General features: G+C 75.8%; 12 protein-coding genes and 2 pseudogenes. 2 read left to right on the top strand and 12 right to left on the bottom strand.

Annotated features, from left to right (window positions below):
* Positions 1-22: 22 nt before the first annotated feature.
* The 12 genes and pseudogenes from KGS77_RS09955 to KGS77_RS09900 all read right to left on the bottom strand — a co-directional run.
* Positions 23-1,006, bottom strand: a pseudogene (locus KGS77_RS09955) (glycosyltransferase family 9 protein); the annotation flags it as partial.
* 83 nt (positions 1,007-1,089) lie between these two features.
* Complete coding sequence (locus KGS77_RS09950) at positions 1,090-2,634, bottom strand: PfkB family carbohydrate kinase (protein WP_242580347.1); 1,545 nt, start codon at positions 2,632-2,634, stop codon at positions 1,090-1,092.
* Between the two features lie 392 nt (positions 2,635-3,026).
* Positions 3,027-3,599: pseudogene (locus KGS77_RS09945) on the bottom strand (SIS domain-containing protein); the annotation flags it as partial.
* A gap of 294 nt (positions 3,600-3,893) precedes the next feature.
* Positions 3,894-5,138, bottom strand: a complete 1,245-nt coding sequence (locus tag KGS77_RS09940; protein WP_242580346.1) for a glycosyltransferase — start codon at positions 5,136-5,138, stop codon at positions 3,894-3,896.
* On the bottom strand, positions 5,135-6,103 hold the full coding sequence (locus tag KGS77_RS09935) for a glycosyltransferase (RefSeq protein WP_242580343.1): 969 nt from the start codon (positions 6,101-6,103) through the stop codon (positions 5,135-5,137). The genes KGS77_RS09940 and KGS77_RS09935 overlap by 4 nt, the downstream gene beginning before the upstream one ends.
* Positions 6,100-7,143, bottom strand: a complete 1,044-nt coding sequence (locus KGS77_RS09930; protein ID WP_242580341.1) for a glycosyltransferase family 9 protein — start codon at positions 7,141-7,143, stop codon at positions 6,100-6,102. The genes KGS77_RS09935 and KGS77_RS09930 overlap by 4 nt, the downstream gene beginning before the upstream one ends.
* Positions 7,140-7,718: an HAD-IIIA family hydrolase gene (locus tag KGS77_RS09925; protein WP_242587392.1), complete on the bottom strand. Its 579-nt coding sequence runs from the start codon at positions 7,716-7,718 to the stop codon at positions 7,140-7,142. The genes KGS77_RS09930 and KGS77_RS09925 overlap by 4 nt, the downstream gene beginning before the upstream one ends.
* Before the next feature lie 401 nt (positions 7,719-8,119).
* A complete protein-coding gene (locus tag KGS77_RS09920; protein WP_242587391.1) occupies positions 8,120-9,223 on the bottom strand; it encodes a glycosyltransferase in 1,104 nt (367 codons plus the stop codon).
* Between the two features lie 233 nt (positions 9,224-9,456).
* Complete coding sequence (locus tag KGS77_RS09915) at positions 9,457-11,157, bottom strand: carbamoyltransferase C-terminal domain-containing protein (RefSeq protein WP_242580339.1); 1,701 nt, start codon at positions 11,155-11,157, stop codon at positions 9,457-9,459.
* Positions 11,158-11,352: 195 nt separating this feature from the next.
* Positions 11,353-12,303, bottom strand: a complete 951-nt coding sequence (locus tag KGS77_RS09910; protein WP_242587390.1) for an NAD-dependent epimerase/dehydratase family protein — start codon at positions 12,301-12,303, stop codon at positions 11,353-11,355.
* Positions 12,304-12,358: 55 nt separating this feature from the next.
* Positions 12,359-12,553, bottom strand: coding sequence for a DUF2795 domain-containing protein (locus KGS77_RS09905; protein ID WP_242580336.1), 195 nt, complete (start codon positions 12,551-12,553; stop codon positions 12,359-12,361).
* A 279-nt stretch (positions 12,554-12,832) separates the two neighbouring features.
* Entirely contained in the window at positions 12,833-13,609 is a 777-nt protein-coding gene (locus tag KGS77_RS09900) for a SigB/SigF/SigG family RNA polymerase sigma factor (protein ID WP_242580333.1), read from the bottom strand.
* Positions 13,610-14,110: 501 nt separating this feature from the next.
* On the opposite strand from KGS77_RS09900, the gene KGS77_RS09895 reads away from it, so the two are divergent.
* Entirely contained in the window at positions 14,111-14,584 is a 474-nt protein-coding gene (locus KGS77_RS09895) for an ATP-binding protein (protein ID WP_242580332.1), read from the top strand.
* A gap of 230 nt (positions 14,585-14,814) precedes the next feature.
* Complete coding sequence (locus tag KGS77_RS09890) at positions 14,815-15,474, top strand: phosphoribosyltransferase family protein (protein ID WP_242580331.1); 660 nt, start codon at positions 14,815-14,817, stop codon at positions 15,472-15,474.
* Positions 15,475-15,497: the final 23 nt, after the last annotated feature.

Below are 15,497 nucleotides of genomic sequence, written 5' to 3'. Positions count from 1 at the left end.
ATCCGGGCAGCTCGGCCAGCTCGTCGAGGACCTCGGCCACCGTGACGCGCAGCAGCCGGCCGTCGGGCCGCGCACCGTGCGCGTCACCCGGGCGCGCCAGGTCCCCGCGGTCCGGGTGCCACAGCACCCGGTGCCGGGACGAGCGCGGCGGTCCCCACAGCCGCGGGGAGACCGGCCCGAACAGCACCACGGACGGCGTGCCCAGCGCACTGGCGAGGTGGGCGAGCCCGGTGTCCCCGACCACGACGGCCCGGGCGTGGGCCACCAGCGCGGCCAGTTCGCCGAAGGGCACGTCCGCCGCGCCGCCCACGACGGCGGAGTCCGGCAGCCCGGCCCGCTCGACGACCTGGCGGGCGAGCGGACCCTCGCCGGCGCCCGCGGTCACCACGACCCGGTGCCCCGCGCGATGGAGGGTGCGGGCGACGGCGGCGAACCGTTCCGGCGGCCACCGCCTGGCCGCGGCGTCGGCGCCGGGGTGGACCACGACCGCGCCGGGGGCCGGGGAAGGCCCGGCGGGCGGTGGTATCCGCAGGTCGTCGGGGTCGGCGGGGACGCCGTACCACTCCAGGAGCCGGCACCAGCGGACGCGCTCGTGCTCGTCCTCCTGCCAGCGGGGACCGGGCACGTCCGGGGTGACGGGATGGGCGTACGCGAACAGCCGGGCCGGCCGCAGGGCGCGCAGCAGGAGGTGGCTGGGCGGGCCGTTGCCGTGCAGGTCCACCGCGAGGGCGGGGGGCGGGCCGGTCCACTCCAGCGTGCGCGGCACGGCGCGGTCCGGCGCCTCGGCGGGCAGCAGCCGGTCGACGACGCCGGTGGCCGCGGCGGCCTCGGCGAGCCGGCCGGGCGCCGCCAGCACGATCTCGTGCCCGGGGCAGGCGGCCCGCAGCGCGCGCAGCGCGGGCACCGCCGTCAGCAGATCGCCGAGCCCCAGTGCCCGCAGGACCAGGACGCGGGGGCGCGGGGCGTCTCCGGCGGGGGCGGGGCGTGTCGCGTTGGGCTGTGCCATGTCGGCCTCGGCCTGTGGCGTGCCGGTTCGTGCCGCATCGGCCCGTGCCGTGCCGGTCCGTGCCCCGTCGGTCCTCCGCCCGTTCACCGGCCCGCTCCTGTCGTGGTGTGGGTGTGGGTACGGGCCAGGGCCGCGCGGCGGGCCAGTTCGGTGGTGGAGCGGCCCGCCAGGTAGGGCAGCACGACGGTCTGGCCGCCCCATTCGCCCAGGGCCACCGCCTCCGGCAGGGTCTCGGCCGTGTAGTCGCCGCCCTTGGCCCACACATCGGGGCGCAGCCGGCGCAGCAGCGCCTCCGGCGTGTCCTCGTCGAAGACGGCCACGGCGTCCACCGAGCCCAGGCCCGACAGGACCCGTACCCGGTCGGCCTCGGGCGTCAGCGGCCGGCCGGGGCCCTTGAGCCTGCGGATGGAATCGTCGGAGTTGACGCAGACGATGAGGCAGTCGCCGATCCGCCGGGCGCTCTCCAGCAGCCCGACGTGGCCGGCGTGCAGCAGGTCGAAGCAGCCGCCGGTGGCGACGACCGTGCCGCCCCGGGCGCGTACCGACTCGGCGAGCGCGAACGGGTCGGACAGCGGCGGCCGTCGGTCCGCAGCGGGGTCCTGTGCGTCCCACAGGGCGGGGTTGCCGGCGCCGCCCGCCGCGACGAACGCGGCGGCCTCGGCGACCGCCCGTTCGACGGCCTCCTCGGGCAGGGCGCCGTCACCGAGCGCGGCGGCGGCCACCGCCGCGAAGCAGTCCCCGGCCCCGCACGGATCGCCGGAGGCCGGGTAGGCGGGCGGGACCAGCAGCGGGCTGTCGCTGCCGATGCGGGTCAGCATCGCCCCGCGCGCGCCGAGCGTGACGGCCACCGCGGCGACCTGCCAGCGGTCCGCCAGATGTGCGCCGCGCAGCGCGTGGGCGCGCAGCGAGTCGTCCTGCGCGGACGGCAGCCGGCTGTCCCGGGCGGGCGGCGGCGGGCCGTCCCCGGCGGGCACGGCTGACGCGGCGGACGCGGCGGGCACGGCTGACGCGGTGGGCCCCGGGCCGGTGCCGTCGGACGGTACCAGGGCGCGGGCCTCGGCGGCGTTGGGGGTGGCCAGCCGGACGCCGGGAACCGGCGCGTCGCCGCGCGGGTGCGGGTCCCACAGCACCGGAACCCGTCGGGCGGCCTCGGCGAGGTACGGGCGCAGGGCGCGGACGGTGCCCCGGCCGTAGTCGGCGACCAGCACGGCACGCGCGCTCCGCAGCACCTCGCGCACCGCCTCGTCGGGTTCGCCGGGCAACCCGCCGCCGTCGTCGATCCGTACCAGCGGCCGGTCGCCCACACGGACCCGGGTCTTGACGGGCAGCGTGCCGTCCAGCGGCAGTTCGGCCAGGCGTATTCGGGAGGCGGTCAGCGCCTCGCGTACGGTCGCGCTGGCGCGGTCCGTGCCGAGCGCGGTGACCAGCACGACGTCACGGCTGCCCCGGCCGTCCCGGGCGGCCAGCGCGGCGGCCAGCCCCGCGCCGCCGGGCCGGCTGCGGTCACCCGTGACGTCCACGACGGGGGCCGGCGCGTCCGGCGCCAGCCGGCCGGCCTCGCCGTCGATGTCCCGGTCGAGCAGCGTGTCACCGACGACGACCAGCGGTGTCCGCTCCTTCTCCGTCACGGCGCCTCCCGGGTGAGCGGGCGGGCGCGTCCGCCGGTGTGGTGAGATCCGGTGACCGTGGGAGACCCGGCGGCTGTGGGGGACCCAGCGGCAGTGGGGGACCCGGAATCTCCGTACGCGGCCGATGCGGCCGATGCGGCCGATGCCGTCGAGGTGGCGGAGGGGTCGGAAGGGTCGGTCGTGCCCGGTGGTGCGGCCGAGGTGACCGGCCCCGCCGGCGTACCGGCCGCGGTGCCCGTACCCGCCGCGACCGGCTCCCGTACCGTGCCCGCGCCCGCACGCACTCCGGCGCCCGCGCCCGCGCTCGTGCCGGCTCCCGCGCCGGCGCCCGCTCCTGCCACCGTCGGACCGCCCGCCGCCCGCGCCCCCGTGTCCGCCCGGTCGTCCACCACCGCGTCGAAGGACTCGCACAGCAGGTGCAGCGCCACCAGGTGCGCTTCCTGCACGGTCGCCGTGCTGTCCGCGTCGATGCACAGCGCCTCGTCCGCGCGGGCGGCCAGCGGGTTGGGGCGGGGCCCGGTCATCGCCCAGACCCGCAGCCCGGCCGCCCGGCCCGTGTCGGCCGCGGCCAGCAGGTTGGGGCTGCGCCCGGAGGTGGACATCAGCAGCAGGACGTCGCCGGGCCGTCCGTGCGCGGCGACCTGACGCGCGTACAGCTCCTCGAAGCCGTAGTCGTTGCCGATGGCCGTGACACTGGAGGTCTCCGCGTGCAGGGCGATGGCGGAGTAGGCGGGGCGTTCGTCGCGGTACCGGCCGACCAGTTCGGCGGTCAGGTGCTGGGCCTGCGCCGCGCTGCCGCCGTTGCCGGCGGCCAGCAGCCGCCCGCCGAGGGGCAGCACGGCGGCGAGGTGGTCGCCCCAGGCGGCGACCTGGCCGAGCCCGGCACGGCGGAACCGGCCGATGGCGTCCAGCAGGGACTGGCAGTGCTCGTGTGCGGCGTGGTGGGGGTGACGAGGATCGGTCATGGCAGTCATGGCGGTCATGGCTTGCTGAGCCTTCTCCGGCGTCCGGCGGACGGCGGGCCGGGCCCATACCTCCCTTACGTGTGCGGTGGTGCGGATGGTGCGGTGGACCGGTCGTGCGGCGCCGCGACGCACGGCGTACGTACGGTTCGGGAGCACGCACGGTTCGTGAGCGGGTACGGACCCGGCGTACGGACGGAACCGGCATCCGTACGGACGGAACCGGCATCCGCACGCCCCGTCCGCGCGTCGCCCCATCGCTCCATCGCCCCGTCCGCACGTCGCGGCGCGCGTCGCTCAGCCCACCGGCGAGGTGACCGCGGCGGGACGGGACGCCAGCACCTCGCGGTAGACCGCCTCGGTGGCCGCGGCCACCCGGTCCCAGCCGTACCGGGTCAGTACGCGGCGGCGGCCCGCGGCCCCGCACGCCGACCGCCGCGCCGGGTCCCGGAGCAGGCCGGTGACGGCCGCGGCCAGCGCGGCGGGATCGCCCGGTGGCACCAGCCGCCCGGTCACCGGGTCGGCGACGGTGTCGAGCTGCCCGCCCACGGCGGTGGCCACCACGGGCGTGCCGCAGCCCATCGCCTCCAGGGGCACGATCCCGAACGGCTCGTAGTCGGCGGGGCACAGCACCACATCGGCGCTGCGCAGCAGCGCGGGCACCTCCTCGCGCGGCACGCCCCCGACGAAGCGGACCCGGTCGGCGACGCCCGCCTGACGGGCCAGCGCGCGCAGTCGCCGTACTTCGGGGTCGGCGTCGAGCCGGTCGCGCGGCGGGCCGCCGGCGATGACGAGTTCGGCGCCGGGCAGGCCCGCCAGGGCCGCGACCGAGACCCCGGCGCCCTTGCGTTTGACGAGCCGGCCGATCTGGAGGAGCCGGTGCCGGTGCGGGCCGCGCGGTGCGACGGGGCCCTCGGGGGTGAAGTGCGCCGGGTCCACGCCGCACGGCACCACGGCCGCCCGGTGTGCCGGTACCCCCATGGCGCCCAGTTCGGCGACCTCGTCGCGGCAGGTGGCGATGATGCGGTCGCAGCCCTCGCCGATCCGGGCCTCCAGGGCTATCCGGTCCGGCGGGCTGGTGTCGGCGGCCCGCTGGTGACGCCGCTTGACGGTGCCCAGCGCGTGGTAGGTGTGGGTCAGCGGCAGGTCCAGTTCACGGGTGGCCATCAGGGCGGCCACGCCGGACATCCAGAAGTGGGAGTGGACCACGTCCGGTGGCCGGTGCTGCCACTCGCGTATCAGGAACTGCCCGAACTCCTCCATGTACGGCAGGAGTTCGTCCTTGGGGACGTGCCGTACGGGCCCGGCGGTGACGTGCCGTACCTCCACGCCCGGCCGCAGCGGCACCCGGCCCGGCAGGTCGGGGGAGTCCCGGCGGGTGTAGACGACGACCCGGTGACCGCGGTCGGCGAGGGCGGCGGCGAGGTGGGCGACATGGACGTTCTGGCCGCCGGCGTCCACGCCTCCCAGTACGGCCAGCGGGCTGGCGTGCTCCGACACCAGCGCCACGGTGTGCGGACGGACTTCCTCGGTCGGCATCATTTCCGGGTCACCTCCTCGATCAGTCGCTCCCAGTCGTGCAGGAAGCGTTTGAGCCCGTAGCGGGCGAGCGCCGCGTCCCGCGCCCGCGCCCCGTCCTCGGCCGCGGCCCGCGGGTCCGCCACGTACCGGCGCGCGGCCTCGGCCAGCACCTCGGGGCGCGTGGAGAGCACCCCGGCGCCCGGCGGCACCGCCTGGACCGCCTCGGTGGTGGCCAGGGCGACCACCGGCATCCCCAGGTGCATGGCCTCCAGGAGGGACAGGCCCAGGGACGTCCAGCGCACCGGGTGCACGTACACGCGGCGTTCGGCCATCGCGCCGTGCAGCTCGCCCTGTGGCAGGTCGGCGGTGCGGCAGCGGTCCGGCGGGATGCCCAAGTGCCCGGCCAGGCCCTCGGTCCGCATCCCGAACACGTCCAGCGGGGCCGCCTCGGACAGGGCGGGCAGCAGATCCGTACCGGTCGTACGGCCGCGCCGCAGCGGCTCGTTGACGACCACGGCGGCCCGCGGCAGCCGCCCGGTGTACAGGTGCCCGGGGTCGACGATGCCGTGCTCGATCACTTCCGTACGGGTCGAACCGCTGTCCCAGAAGAGCCGGTTGAAGTGGGTGACGTGCACCAGCACCAGATCGTCCCGGTCGGCGCACGGGTGGCGGGTGTCGGGGACGTCACCGCTGGGCGCGTTGTGCTCCAGGTATACCGCCGGCACGTCCCGGCCCGGCCGCCGTCCGCCGAGCCAGCGCTCGGCCAGCTCCGCCTCGTGCGGGCGCTGGAGCACCACCAGATCGACCGGGGCCTCGGAGAGCTGGGACGGCGTCAGTTCCCGTACGGACTCAGGCCAGGGGAACGTACGCGCCCGGCCCAGCCCGTCCGGCCCGCGGTCCGGGGTGACCGGCACGAAGTAGGTGTGCGGTCCCTGGACGAACGCGGTGGTCCACGAACCGTGCACGTGCCACAGCAGAATGTTCATACGGTCACCTCCTGGTCCGGGCCGCGGTCCCGGCTGACGAGCGAGTCCACGGCATCGAGGAGCTCGGCGTCCGTCACCGAGTCCAGGCAGGGATGGCCGGGCACCGGGCAACTGCGGGCCCGGGTCCCGGCGCACGGCGCGTCCTGGCGTCCCAGCAGGACGGACGGCACCCGGTACGGCGCCCACCGCTCGGCCGGCACGACGGGCGCGAACAGGCAGGCCACCGGGGTTCCCACGGCCGCGGCCAGATGCGCCGGGCCGGTGTTGCCGACCACCGCCGTGCGGGCCCCGGCCAGCACCCCGGCCAGCTCCGGGAACCCGGTCCGGCCGCCCAGGTCCAGGGCGTCGCCGCCCGCCACGAACGCGGTCAGCGCGCGCTCGCCGGGGCCGCCGGTGACCACGACCCGGTGTCCGGCGGCGGCCAGGGCCGCCACGCCCCGGCGGGCCCGGGCCGCGCTCCAGGAGCGGGCCGGGACGGCGGAGCCGGGGTGCACCACGACGTACGGTTCGCCGCCCGTCAGATGGCCGGTGCCGGGGACGGCGGCGACGCGCAGACCGCCGGGGTCGCCGGGCGGCAGGGCGAAGCCGGCCGCCTGCGCGAGATCGAGCGCCGCCCGCGCCTCGTGGCGGTGCGGCGCCCGCCGGTGCCGCAGGTCCAGCAGCGCGCCCGGGTAGTCCACGCTGTCCGCGGCGATCCACGGCACCCCGGCCAGCCGCAGCAGCAGCGCGGCCGGCAGCGGGCTCTGGTGGAAGGACGTGAGGATCAGGGCGCGGTCGAAGCGGCGGGCGGCCAGCGCGTCGACCAGGGCGTCGGTCTCCTCGCGCCGTACCGGTGGCGGGTCCAGGCCCACCCACGGCGCGTCGTGCACCAGCACCTCGTCCACGCCCGGCAGCAGCCGCGCCGCCTGCTCCCCCAAAGGCCCGCACAGCACCGCCGTGTGCCGCGAACCGGCCGCCACCGCCCGTACCGCCGGGCCGGCCAGCAGCACGTCACCGGCGCTGTCCAGCCGTACGACGAGCGTACGAGGGACCGCCGTCATGCCCCGGGGCCCTTGTCCGGGGCCGGCGACAGCTCCCGGTCCTGCGGCGACTGCTCCCGGTCCTCCGGCAGCATCCGGCCCGGCAGCAGTTCCCGGATCGCGGTGAGCAGGTCCGGGGCGCTCTCCTCGGCCGCGCCGATCTCCTCCTGGCGGGTCACCGGCGTCGGGACCAGGACGCCCCGGGCACCGGCCGCGCGGGCGGCGCCCATGTCCGCGCCGATGTCACCGATGACGACCGTACGCGCGGGGGAGACGGCCAGCAGGCCGCAGGCCGCGAGCACCAGACCGGGGGCGGGCTTGCGGCAGCCGCAGCCGTCGGCCGGACCGTGCGGGCACACCGCCCAGACGTCGAACGGGCCGAGCAGCTCCTCCACCCGGTCGCGTACGGCGCCCACATCCCGCCGCGTCAGCAGCCCGCGCGCGACGCCCGACTGGTTGCTGACTACACCGAGGGGGACGCCGCAGGAACGCAGCGCCTCAACGGCCCGGAGCGCGCCGGGCATCGGGCGGACGAGGCGGGGGTCGCCGTTGTAGGGGACGTCCTCGATAAGCGTGCCGTCCCGGTCGAAGAGCACCGCCTCGGGGAGCCGGGCGGTTCCGGAGGACGCGGGGGGAACGGGGACCGGGGCGGAGGCGGAGGTGGGGGCGGCGGGCTGGACCCGGGTCTCCGGGAGGAACAGCCACGGGCCGTCGGCCGGGGCGGTTGTGTTGGGTGGGGCTGATGTGGTGAGCACACGCCACAGGTATCCCGGGAGCCAACTACGAAACCCACACAAAATGACTACTGGGGGCCATCGCCTCACCACTCATCGGTGGTGCGGTCGGGCATCGCCGGCCTGCGGATCGGCGTCGTTCCGGTACGGCATGCAGCCCGGTTCGTACGGCGTGCCGGTCAGCCCGTACGGCACTCGTCCGCCTCGGCACCCGCCGACGGGAACGGCGGGTGCCGAGGGCAGTTCACGCGAGGCCGCCGGGGCTACTCCAGGACCGGCAGGCTCACCGTCGTGCGGGGGACGGCCGGCGTCTCCACGGGCGCCTCGGGGCCCGGCCGGCGACCGTGCTGCTCCTCCCGGCCCTCTCCGACCGCCGACACCTGCGCCGACACCTGCGCCGGCGCCTGCCACGCGCCGGCGCGCCGGTGCCGGAAGAGTCCGCGCAGCCAGTGGAGCGTGGCGGCCGGCGGGATCAGCGCGCTGGTCGCGGCCATGGTGGCGATCTCGTCCGAGGTCCGGGGCCCGGGTGCGATACGGGCCCAGGCGAACTCCGCTGTGCCGCCCAGCCACAGCCCCGCGCAGCCCGCCGCCGCCCGGGGCCGGCCTGCGGCGGCCAGCGCCAGCGCCGCCACGCCCGCCGCGGTCACCGCGAGATGGCGGGGCAGCCGGCCGCGCGGTGCCCCGGCCCGGTGCCACCAGTCGCGGCCGTGCACCCGGTTCATCAGGACGTCGTCCGCGTTGCCGGCCTGGGTGCGCAGGGACACCCAGCGGTCCGTGGGGCGTACGGGGTGCGTGGTGCGGCGGTCGCCCGTACCGATGGCCCAGCCCGCGTCCACGACCCGCAGGGCCAGGTCGGCGTCCTCCCGGAAGGCACGCGGAAAGCGTTCGTCGAAGCCGCCGACCGCTTCCAGCGCCGCGCGCCGGTAGGCCATGTCGGCGGTGATCCACTGGGCGCTCGCCAGGCCGGCCGTGTTGCGTTCCCAGTCGGTGGGCCGGCGGTCCGTGGGCAGCGGCACGAAGATCCGGCCCTGTACGGCGGCCGTCTCCGGACCGGCTGCGGTCAGGTCGGCGGCCAGGTCGCGTGCCCAGGTCGGGCCGGGCAGCACATCGTCGTCCAGGAAGGCGATCCACGGCTCGGACACGGACCGCCAGCCGGTGTTGCGGGCCGCCGCCGGGCCCCGCGCGCAGCCGGAGACGATCTCGACCAGGTCCAGCAGCGGGGCGGGCACCGTCACGGACAGCGGGGTGCAGTCCTCCAGCCGGCGGTCGTCGACCAGGACGATCCGGGCCGGCCGCGGGCCCTCGCCCTCGGCCAGCGCGCGCAGGCAGGCGTCCAGGCTGGGGCGGCCCAGGGTCGGGATGACGATCGCGTACCGCGGCCCGGCGGGGGAGGCGGCCCGGCGCCCTGTACCGCTGCTCCCGTTCGTACGGTTGCCACTGCCCGTACCGCCGCTCCCGTTCGTACGGCTGCCGTCGCGCGTACCGCCGCCCCCGCCCGTACGACTGCTCCCGTTCGTACGACTGCTCCCGTTCGTACGGCCGCCGTCGGCGCGGTGGTCTCCGTCCGCCCGGCCGCGACCGTTCCCGTGGTTCCGGCCGCTCATACGGCCAGCTCCTCTTCCAGCGGCCGGGCGGCGGCCCGCGCCGCGTCCGGCTGCCCGGAGGCGAAGAACTCCCGGCGGCGTACGACGAACGGTCCGATCGCCAGCAGGTCCACCGGGGCGGAGCCGAAGCATTCCAGCGCGTCGCGCGGATCGTCGACCATGGGGCGGCCCGCCGTGTTGAGGCTGGTGTTGACCACCACCGGCAGGTCCGTCAACTGCTCGAAGTTCCGCAGCATCCGGGCCACCAGCGGCTCGGCGTCCGCGTCCACGGTCTGGATGCGCGCGGTGCCGTCCACGTGGACCACGGCCGGGATGCGCTCCCGCCAGTGCGGCGCCACGTCGTGCACGAAGAGCATGTACGGGCTCGGCAGCGGCCCGTCGAAGATCTCCGCCGCCCGGTCGGCCAGCACCATCGGCGCCACCGGCCGGAACTGCTCGCGCCCCTTGACGTTGTTCAGCCGCTCCAGGTTGCCCACCCGGCCGGGGTGGGCCAGCAGCGACCGGTGGCCCAGCGCCCGCGGGCCGAACTCCGCACGGCCCTGGAACCAGGCGACGATCTGGTCGTCGGCCAGCGCCCGGGCCACCGTCTCGGCGACGTCGGCCGGCCGGTCGAAGGGCACCTGGGCCGTCTTGAGCCAGGCTTCGAGTTCGGCGTCGGACCAGCCACGGCCCAGCGCGGCGGTGCTCGGCGGCTGTGGCGCCTGCCCGGTGTCGGCGGAGAGCAGCAGCGCGCCGCCCAGCGCCGTACCCGCGTCGCCGGAGGCCGGCTGCACCCAGACCCGGTCGAAGGGCCCCTCGCGGGCGATCCGGGAGTTGGCCACGCAGTTGAGCGCCACCCCGCCGGCCAGGGTCAGTACCTGGTCGTGGGTCTGGCCGTGCAGCCAGCGGGCGAGGTCCAGCAGGGTCTCCTCCAGGCACGCCTGGGTGCTGGCGGCCAGGTCGGCGTGGGCCTGCGTCCACGCCTCGTCGGGGCGCCGGGCGTCGCACAGTTCGCCCCACGGCACGCCACTGGCCCGGAAGCCGCCGTCACCGGTCGGGTGCACGTGGCGGCGCAGTTCGGGGAGCATGCGCGGGGTGCCGTACGAGGCCAGCGCCATGACCTTGTACTCGTCGGAGGAGCGCAGGAAGCCCAGGTGCTGGGTGAGTTCCTCGTACACCAGGCCCAGGGAGTGCGGCAGTTCCTGGCCGTGCAGGGGCACCAGCCGCTCGCCGATCCGGCGCGCGGCCAGGTGCGAGGTGGCCTCGCCGCGGCCGTCCAGGACCAGGACGGAGGAGGAGTCCGCGTCGGGCGCGGCGAAGGCGCCGGAGGCGGCGTGCGCCATGTGGTGCGGGACGAACCGCACGATGTCCGGGTCGAGTCCGGGCAGCGCGTCGCGCAGGAAGTTGGGGGCCTCACGGGCGTAGATCAGGCGCAGGTGGTCCCAGGGGTCGTCCAGGCCCATCGCCTCGGCCGGCCGGGCCAGTCCGGGGTCGAAGGAGTACGCGACGGCGTCGAGGTCCTGGGGCCGCAGCCCGGCCCGGCGCAGGCACCAGGCGGCGGACTGCGCGGGGACCTCCCAGGCGGAGAACGGCACCGGCCGCTTGCCGTGCTTACGCCTGGAGAACCGTTCTTCCTCGGCGGCGGCGACGGTCCTGCCGTCGATCACGAGCGCGGCGGAAGGGTCGTGGAAGAGGGCGTTGATTCCGAGAATGCGCATGGACAGTGGCCTTTCCTGGCCTGTTGGCGGTCGGGCGGTGGAACGGTGGGGACGGGCCGGTGCGCCGCCGGGGCGGCCGGGACGGGGAACGGCTGGTCGGTGGGGGCGGACGGCCGGTCCGTGGGGCGGCCGAAGAGGGAGCGGTCGAAGAGGGAGCGGTCGAAGAGGAGGCGGCCGGGCCTGCGGCGCGGCCGGTCAGGCCGGCCGGCGCTCCCGGAACCAGCGGATGACCCGGTCCAGCCCCTCTCTGGCGGGCACCTCCGGCTCCCACTGGAGCTTGCCGCGGGCCAGCGTGATGTCGGGACAGCGCACGGCCGGGTCGTCGGTGGGCCGGTCGATGAAGCGGACCTCGGAGCGGGACCCGGTGAGTTCGATGACCAGGCGGGCCAGGCCGAGCATGGTGATCTCGTCGGGGTTGCCGAGGTTGACCGGTCCGCGCAGGTCGGACGCCGCCATGGCGAGGATGCCGCGTACGGTGTCGTCCACGTACGCCAGCGACCGGGTCTGCCGTCCGTCACCGGTGACCGTCAGCGGCTCACCGGCCAGCGCCTGGCATATGAAGGTCGGTACGGCCCGGCCGTCGTGCCCGCGCATCCGCGGCCCGTACGTGTTGAACAGTCGTACGATCGCGGTGTCGGTGCCGTGCGAGGTGAACTCGGCCGTGGTCAGCGCCTCGGCGAAACGTTTCGCCTCGTCGTACACGCTACGCGGCCCCACGGGGTTGACGTTGCCCCAGTAACTCTCGTTCTGCGGGTGCTGCCGCGGATCGCCGTACACCTCCGAGGTGGACGCGAGCACGAAGCGCGCCCCCCAGGAACGGGCCAGCGCCAGCGCGTTGCGGGTGCCGGCGCTGCCCGTCTCCAGGGTGTGCAGGGGCAGCCGGAGATAGTCGGCGGGCGAGGCGGGGGAGGCGAAGTGCAGGACGAGGTCCGCCGGCCGCCGGACCTCGAACGGCTTGCTGACGTCCGCGCGGACCAGGGTGAAGCCCGCACGGCCCTCCAGATGGGACAGGTTCTCCCGGGAACCGGTGCAGAAGTCGTCCACACAGGTGACGGCGGTGCCCTGATCCATGAGCGCGGTGCACAGATGCGAGCCGACGAAGCCGGCGCCGCCGGTGACCACTGCGTGCTCCCACCGGGGGCGGATGCGGTGTCCAGAGGGTCCAGATCCATGGGGTTCCTTCCGTGAGCGCGCCGCTGGTTCACTTCCCGTGGAAGACGGCCTTCTCCACCTCGGCGGGGTTCTTGAAGCGGTTCTCGCGAAGGTGGGAGATCTTGTCGACCAGCTCGCTGTCCGCCTTGTTGCTCTTGGCGCACTCCACCAGGTCCTTGCGGCCGGCGGGGTAGTGCGCGCCCTTGAGCGCCTTCTGCAGTTCGATGGGGTTGGTGTCGGCCATCGGTGTCACTCCAGACGTGTGGGGGGGCTGATGTGTGGGGGGGTGTGGGGAGGTTGACGTGTGGGGCAGGTGTCGATCCGCCGTACAGGAGTGACTCCCGGACGGCACGTCTTGCAGTACCCCTACTTTTCAGGGTCAATCGGACTTCCGCCCCTCGCGTCGCCCGCGCGGGCGGCCCGGCCCGGTCGCCGCCCGGTCGCCGTACGGGCACGGTCCGGCCGCCGCCCGGCCACCGCCCGGCCCTCACCCCGCCCCGCTTCCCGGCCGCCCGGCCGTGGCTCATTCACAGGCCGCGAGCTGCTGCCGTATCTGCCGGAACAGCCGGGCCAGGATGCGGGAGATCTGCATCTGGGAGACCCCGACGGACTCGGCGATCTGGCTCTGGGAGAGCCCGCGGAAGAACCGCAGGTGCAGTACGTGCCGCTCCCGCTCGGGCAGCCCGGCCAGCAGCGGGCGCAGCGCCTCACGGTTGATGACGTGCTCCAGCGCGCTGTCCTCGGCGCCCAGCGTGTCGCGGACGGTGAGGTCCTCGGAGGCACCGGTGACCGCGTCCAGGGAGACCGGGGCGCAGGTGGCACTGGCCTCCAGGCCCAGCAGGACGTCCTCCTCGGAGAGCCCGGTACGGGTGGCGATCTCCTCGACGGTCGGGCGGCGGCCGACGAGTTCCTGTTCGAGGTCGCTGAGCGCGGCCCGGACCCGGGAGCGGGCCTGCTGGACGCTGCGTGGCACGTGCAGTGTCCACAGGTGGTCGCGGAAGTGCCGCTTGAGCTCGCCGATGATCGTGGGCACGGCGTACGCCTCGAAGGAGTGGCTGAGGTCCGGGTCGTACCGGTCCACCGCCTTGACCAGCGCGACCGCCGCGACCTGCCGCAGATCCGCGGCGGTCTCCCCCTTGTTGCGGAACCGGCAGCTGATGCGCTCGGCCATCGGCAGCCAGGCAGCGATGACCTGATGGCGCAGCAGGTCACGGTCCGGGCCGGGGGCCATGCGGGCGAGGCGGCGGAAGTCCTCGGCGGTGTCGGGTGAGGTATGGGTGCGGCGATGCGCCGTGATCATGCCAATCTCCTCGGGTGCGGGACCCGCCCGCCGGGCCGTGCGGTCCACGGGCCCGCGCGCGGGTTCTCACGGCTGCCGCACGGACGCGCCGCCCGGGGGCACCCCGCGGGAGCGCCGTACGGCAGGCCACTGACCTCAATGTGCGTCCGGCGCCGGGCCCCCGCGATTTTTGACCGGCCAATCGACCGCCGCCCGTCCGCGGGCCTCCTGTCGCGCCCTGCGCCGACCCTCGGTGGGCCGTCCATGGGCTGTCCGCCGTCACTCCCGCGCTGCTCGTCCGTGAGCCGTCCGCCGTCACTCGCGCGCCGTCCGTCCGCGGCGGGCGGGCTCCGGCCCCCGCGCCCGGCGTGGCGTTGCGGGATCGGGTCCGCCGGGTGACGCTGGTGTGACTCAGGGAGTGCGTGAGCGACCACGTTCCGTAGCCGTACTCACGTTGCTCCGGGCGATGCGAGGGGCGCGCCAGCCGGACGTGCCCCTCCCCCCAAGGAGGGAGTCGCAGTCGTGATCACCGAAGTCAGCCGCCAGTACACCCTCGGTGCCGAGGCGTATCCGTTCCGGATCGCCCAGGTGCGGCGCATCGTCGCCGCCCACCTGCGCCACTGGGGGCTCGAACCGCTCATGCAGCCGGTGGGCCTGGGCGTCAGTGAACTGCTGACCAATGTGTACCGGCACGCCAAGAACGACAAGGCGTGCGTCCTGGAACTCCGCTGGACCGGCCGCCGGCTCACCGCCTCGGTGGCCGACAAGGACCGCAGCCTGCCGCGGATGTGCAGCCCGGTCCCGCTCGCCACGCACGGCCGGGGCCTGGCGATGATCGCCTCCCTCAGCGACAGTTGGGGCACCCATGCCACGCCCGACGGCAAAGTCGTCTGGTTCACGGTCCGTACGGACGCCCCGACCGGCCCTCCGCTGCGCCCCAAGACCCCCCTTCCGGCTGTGCCGACGGCCGAACAGGTGCTGCTGCCCACCGGATGAGCCACGAGCCATGAGCCTGGATGAACCATGAGCCATGAGCCTGTACGTGCCGGGCCCGGAAAGACCCTCATGAGGCGGTCTTTCCGGGCTTGTTCATGTACGGGGTGGGCGCGGACCCAGGAGTCGGCGGCCGGGCCGAGGGGCGTGGTCCGCTCCGCGCCGTGCCTCCCGGGGTGCCTCCGGCCGCCTCGGGGTACCCGGGTGCCGAGGGGTACCGAAGGAGAGGGCTCATGCGATTCCACGACCGGCGCCAGGCCGGCACCCAGCTCGCCGCGGCACTGGTCCGCTGGGCGGCGGACACCCACGCGGACCTCACCCACACCCTCGTCCTGGCCCTGCCGCGCGGCGGTGTGCCGGTGGCGGCGGAGGTCGCCCGTGCCCTGCGCGTACCGCTGGACCTGCTGGTCGCCCGCAAGATCGGCGTACCGGGCCGGCCGGAGGTCGGGATCGGGGCGATCGTCGGCGAGGACCCGCCGGTCTTCGACACGTACGCCTTGGAGATGCTCGGGCTGTCCGAGGAGCGGCTCGCCCCCGAGGTGGCCCGGGAGCGCGCCGAACTGCACCGCCGTGAGGACCGCTACCGCCGCGGTCTGCCGCCGCCGCAGGTGGCGGGCCGGACCGTGATCGTCATCGACGACGGCCTGGCCACCGGCGTCACCGCCCGCGCCTGTCTGCGTCATCTGCGCCGCCGCGACCCGGCCCGGCTGGTGCTGGCGGTGCCGGTGTGCGGCGCCCACACCGCCGAGGCGATGCGGCAGGAGGCGGATGAGCTGGTGTGTCTGCGCCGGCCGGAGCACTTCCGGGCGGTGGGGGAGTCCTACGAGGACTTCGCGCAGGTCACGGACGAGGAGGTGGTCGGCATCGTGCACGGCCTGGGCGCGCCGTCCTGAGCGCATCACCCTGTGTACGCGGT

Source organism: Streptomyces sp. MST-110588, assembly GCF_022695595.1.
Lineage (GTDB): Bacteria > Actinomycetota > Actinomycetes > Streptomycetales > Streptomycetaceae > Streptomyces.
This window is presented reverse-complemented; position numbering and strand designations above follow the sequence as displayed.